A 5,150-nucleotide genomic window follows, 5' to 3' on the forward strand; every position below is an offset into this window, starting at 1 on the left:
AATTAAACTTTTGTTAGATTTCAGAGGTTATGGTAGTTAAATTATATCATATTAGGCTATAATGTCTTAGGGGATATTTAATATTTATAAAGTAAATTAGTTGTAACAAATTCTTAATTGGATATAATTATAATATAGGATGGGTAAAAAATTTACATAACCACTATATAGGATTAATCTATTATTTACTTTCTTAAAATCATGGGGGAAGAGATAGAGGATAGAAATAATAAATATATTATTATAGTAATAAATGTATAATTAAATTAATAAAAGGATGATAAAATGGAGAAGAAGATTAAGTGTAGCTTAGAAGAGGCTCAACAGGTTATGTTAGATATACTAATGGATGTGGATAGAATATGTAGAAAACATGATATAAAATATTTTTTAATTGATGGAACTCTTCTTGGAGCAGTTAGGCATAAGGGTTTTATACCTTGGGATGATGATCTTGATATAGGCATGATGAGAGAGGATTATGAAAAATTCTTAAAGATAGCTCCAAAGGAGCTAAGGAATGATTTATATCTTCAAAACATAGAAAAGGATGAAAATTACACTCTTTATCATATTCCAACAAAGGTTAGAAAGAATGATACCCTTTTCCTAGAGTTTGGAGAAGAAAATCCTAGTTATCACTCGGGAATATATATAGATGTATTTCCTTATGATAATGTATGTAATAATAAGATAAAAGAATTTATTAGACAAGATGTTCTTAGTTTTATAATAAAGTGTAAGTATGAGGTCAAAGGAAAGGGGATAAAAGCTCTTATAAGAAAATCCTTAAATGTTCTTTTTAAACCAATTAGCCATAAAACTATATATAAGTTTTCAAGGAACACTGTAAAGTGGACAGATAATCATAACTTCCAAAAAGTAAATTATGGTGGAGAACTTATGTGGAATAAGGAATTCCAATATAAGGATATATTTCCTTTAAAGCCTATTGAGTTTGAAGGACAGATATTCCAAGGACCAAGTAACCCTCATAATATACTTGAAAATATATATGGAGATTACATGAAGCTTCCAAAGGAAGAGGAGAGGACATGGCACGCCAAGGATATATACATTATAGAGAGTAAAGATGAGAGGAGTAGCACATGATTTTAGATAATATAGATATAGTTAAACAGAGATTATATTTTAAAATAGCATTTGTTATATATGCACTATTTTTTACAACAGAGTTTTCTCTTAAAAGTGGTTTTACCATAATAAAACTTCTTATTATTGCCTGGGGAATGGCACTTATACTTTTAGATATATATAAGCAAAAGACAAGAATATTAAAAAAATTCAATATGTTATTAAATCTATTTATTATGATAAATATACTATCTTTAATAATTTTTCCAAGTAAGTTATATAACTTTAGGATATTTTTAATAACTTTAATTCAGCTTGGGGTATTAAATAACTCAGAAATAACACAAACTCCACAAAATACTTTAAAGGAGATATATAGGATAAATTTTACCTTTATATTTATTAGCTTTATAATTTCATTTATAAGTTTACTTATGTTCTTTACTGAAACTAATCTTTTTGGAATAGCTTTTAATGAGACTTGGAGACCTGAACTTTTAAAAGGGTTATTTATAATAAGTAATACAGGGGGGATGGTTAGTTTCTTATCCCTTGCTCTTAGCTTTTTAAACATTAGAGCAACTAAGTTCTTTAGTATATTTTATGGAATAAATATATTAGTTCAAGGAAGTGTATTATACCTTTCAAGAGCTAGGGCTTCTTGGGTAGGCCTTGCAGTATTTATAATTGTATATGGATTTATAAATATAAGAAATAAGTCTTTAAGAAGAGTAATAATGGCTTCAGTTATAGTTTTAGCAATAACCTTTCCGGTATATAAACCTTATGTTATAGAGCCACTAAATGGATTTATAAATAAAACTGCAGGACAAGGATTCTTTAGCGGAAGGCTTAACCTTTGGCAGGAAGGCTATGAGAAGATATTTAAGAACAATCCAATCCTTGGAGTGGGATATAAGGATGTGGTGGATATAATGAAGAAGGATGCCACAAGAAATCTACCAGGAATTGATGGAGGAAGACTTCATAACATATATTTAGAAATAACATACTCTCATGGAATAATAGCTGCTATACTCATGGTTTTATTCTTTATTGTTAATGGATATAGCTTATATAAGACTATATTTAAAACAGATATACCAAAAGAATATAGAGATGTAATGAAGTTTATATTTGCATTCTTTATGTCTTTATATGTAATGAGTTTCGTAGAATCATCCTTATTATATGTTATAAGTGTAGTATCTGCTCTGTTCTGGATATACATAGGTTATAGTGAATATTTTATAAAGAAATATAAGAAGTTTTAAAAAAGCTGCCTCATAATAAATATATATTATGAGGTAGCTTTTTAAATTTATAAAGAAAAATTATTATTAACTTAAAACTTTTTTATACTATAGTAATTTACATGATAACTTTTTATACCGCTTCAATGATCTCACTATACTCATTTATATATTTATGAGCTTCCTTTATTATTTCTTCTCTCTCTAGTTCAGCGAATTTATCATGAATAGCTATAACCTTCATTCCAGCAGCTTTTGCACCTTTTACTGCAGGAAGTATATCTTCAAATACTACACATCTATTAGGTGAAACCCCAAGCTTTTCAGCAGCTAGAAGATAGACGTCAGGAAAGTTTTTACCTCTTTTAACCTCATTGGTTATTGTTATTGAGTCAAAATATTCATAAATTCCATTATTCTTTAATGTCACCTCAAGTAATGGAATAGAGTTTGAGGTAGCTAAACCAATTTTTATTCCTCTAGATTTAAGAAGCTGAAGAAATTCTTTGGCTCCTGGTTTTAAAGTAACATGGTTTTTATATTCATCATAAGCCATAGTAGTAAAAATTTCTTCGATTTCTTCTAAGGATTCATCTAAATTAAATCTTTCCTTGAAGTATTTAACTGTGCCTTGGAAGCTTAAGTGATTAATCTCTTCCTTTAAGTTTTTAGGGAAGCATATGTTTCTTTCTTTTAAAAAGTTTTCATCTACTTTTTCCCAAATCCACATGGAATCTACTAAGGTTCCATCCATATCAAAAATTGCTGCGTCAATATTTTTTAACATTGTAATACCCCCTATACAAGGAGATTATATCATGAAATATTAGTAAGTAAAGACAGTCTTTTTAAAAAATATCTCTTTCAAATATTTCTATCTTACTATGATCCTTAAAATCCTCAATAGAACTTATTCCCATCCTGTTTAAGATATCTAACATTATATCACTATGGGTAGCTACCTTATAAGAGGAATCAAAGGCAAAATCATCAACGGCTTTTTTTCCTTGTTCTTTGGAGATAATAGCCTTAGGCCCTCCAACACATCCACCAACGCATCCCATTCCCTCTATAAAGTTTGCCTTAAGTTCTCCATTTTGAGCGGCTGATAACATCTTCTTACAATCAATAACTCCCTGACATTGAACTGCTTGAAGGAGATCATATTTTTCAGGATACATTTCCTTTATAGCATCAGATACAGCTATGGATACACCACCAGTTCTAGCATATAACCTTCCCCCTCTTGAAGCATATTCTAAGGATGAAACTCCCTTAAGTGTAGAAGGATTTATTTCTAGTATATCAAATATTCCCTGAAGCTCTTGAAAGGTTAGAACAAAATCCACATCACCAATTAAGTCTTTTTCCTTTGCTTCTCCCTTTTTAGCTATGCAGGGACCAACGAAAACTACCTTGCAATCAGGATTGAGTTTTTTTAGACTTCTAGCTGCAGCTATCATAGGGGATACTGAAGGAGACACATATTTGACTAAGTCTTTATAAACCTTTTTAAGCATACCAACCCACATAGGGCAACAACAAGAGGTTATCATTAAGTCATCTTTAGATTTAACAAATCTATTAAACTCTACGGATTCTTTTATAGTAAGCATATCTGCAAAGAAGGCAACCTCCACCATGTCCTTAAATCCTACCCTCATAAAGGCTTCCCTAAGCATATCCATAGTTACATTCTCACCAAATTGTCCAGTAATTGCAGGGGCTACAGCAGCTATTACTGGCTTACCACTTTTAAAAAGCTCCATAATAGGCATGAATTCAACTTTATCTACTATATGCCCAAGATCACAAGCTTCCACGCAGAGCCCACAATCAGTGCAAGAATCCATATCTATGTAAGAGAGATTGGTTATAGGGTCCTTTAATATGGCATTAAAAGGACATGCATTAATGCAAGCACCATCCTTGCAGCTTCCACAAGCAGATAATTTAGATATAATTTTCTCTTTAGCTTTATATGAGGTTATTGCCTTTTTTAAGTCAGAGGTAAAATTATCACTATAATCCACCTTTACTCCGCAGAGTGAGCAGATAATTTCGCTAAGAACTTTTTTATCTACATCTTCTTTATCTAGTAATTCACTAATCTTCTCCTCAAAGTTATCTTCATAGTAAGATTTTACTAAGGTCTTAAATATATCAGTATATTGTTTATTCATAAAAACACTCCTTTTATTTAACCTGAATCATATATTGACTTAAGCACTTAAGTATATAAAAGATAATTAAATGCTTCTTATATTCAGTTAAAAGTTAATTATGAGAAATACATATTTTAAGTAATAACCTTATAGTTTTTAACTTAAAACTTATTTTATATGCATTTTAAATTTATAATTTCCAATGAGTTTAGTGTAGGAATAGATTAAGTGCCATTATCCATTTTAGATTAAAGTCTTAAAGTATGGATATAATACTTAATATATAAACTCACAATATTAAATATTTCCAATTAGATTATATATATTCATATCAATATAAGTTGAAAATAATTTAGCCTGATATAATAGCTAAATCTCAAAATAAGATTAATTACTGATTTTAGATTATAAAGTTTAGAGATGATTTTAAGAATTGTAATGATAATTCTATAGTATTGGATGGATTTCTAGTAAAAATAATAGATATTTTAATTTCTAGTATAAGAAGAATTAAAGAAGATTAGGGGGGAACGTAACAGTGAATAAAACCTTATAGAAGCTTATACAACACTCTTGAATTTGTATAATGTTTATGTTATAATAAATTCAAGAAGGTGATTATATGAAATACTATTCT

4 protein-coding genes are annotated in these 5,150 nt (G+C 29.1%); 2 read left to right on the top strand and 2 right to left on the bottom strand.

Annotated features, from left to right (window positions below):
* Nucleotides 1-285 precede the first annotated feature (285 nt).
* Both AB2369_RS11145 and AB2369_RS11150 read left to right on the top strand, forming a co-directional pair.
* Nucleotides 286-1,113, top strand: a complete 828-nt coding sequence (locus tag AB2369_RS11145; protein ID WP_367666554.1) for a phosphorylcholine transferase LicD — start codon at nt 286-288, stop codon at nt 1,111-1,113.
* Nucleotides 1,110-2,369, top strand: a complete 1,260-nt coding sequence (locus tag AB2369_RS11150) for an O-antigen ligase family protein (RefSeq protein WP_367666555.1) — start codon at nt 1,110-1,112, stop codon at nt 2,367-2,369. The genes AB2369_RS11145 and AB2369_RS11150 overlap by 4 nt, the downstream gene beginning before the upstream one ends.
* A 112-nt stretch (nt 2,370-2,481) precedes the next feature.
* Here AB2369_RS11150 and AB2369_RS11155 read toward each other — a convergent pair whose 3' ends face one another.
* Complete coding sequence (locus AB2369_RS11155; protein ID WP_367666556.1) at nt 2,482-3,135, bottom strand: HAD family hydrolase; 654 nt, start codon at nt 3,133-3,135, stop codon at nt 2,482-2,484.
* Between the two features lie 61 nt (nt 3,136-3,196).
* Nucleotides 3,197-4,531 carry a [Fe-Fe] hydrogenase large subunit C-terminal domain-containing protein gene (locus AB2369_RS11160; RefSeq protein ID WP_367666557.1) on the bottom strand — a complete coding sequence of 445 codons (1,335 nt, stop codon included), beginning with the start codon at nt 4,529-4,531 and terminating at the stop codon, nt 3,197-3,199.
* Between the last annotated feature and the right edge of the window lie 619 nt (nt 4,532-5,150).

This window comes from Clostridium sp. (assembly GCF_040797585.1).
Lineage (GTDB): Bacteria > Bacillota > Clostridia > Clostridiales > Clostridiaceae > Clostridium_Z.

Bases quoted from the DNA above. Each gene is read 5' to 3' on its own strand.
- AB2369_RS11145 (WP_367666554.1), top strand. From the start codon at position 286: ATGGAGAAGAAGATTAAGTGTAGCTTAGAAGAGGCTCAACAGGTTATG.
- AB2369_RS11155 (WP_367666556.1), bottom strand. From the start codon at position 3,135: ATGTTAAAAAATATTGACGCAGCAATTTTTGATATGGATGGAACCTTA.
- AB2369_RS11160 (WP_367666557.1), bottom strand. From the start codon at position 4,531: ATGAATAAACAATATACTGATATATTTAAGACCTTAGTAAAATCTTAC.
- AB2369_RS11150 (WP_367666555.1), top strand. From the start codon at position 1,110: ATGATTTTAGATAATATAGATATAGTTAAACAGAGATTATATTTTAAA.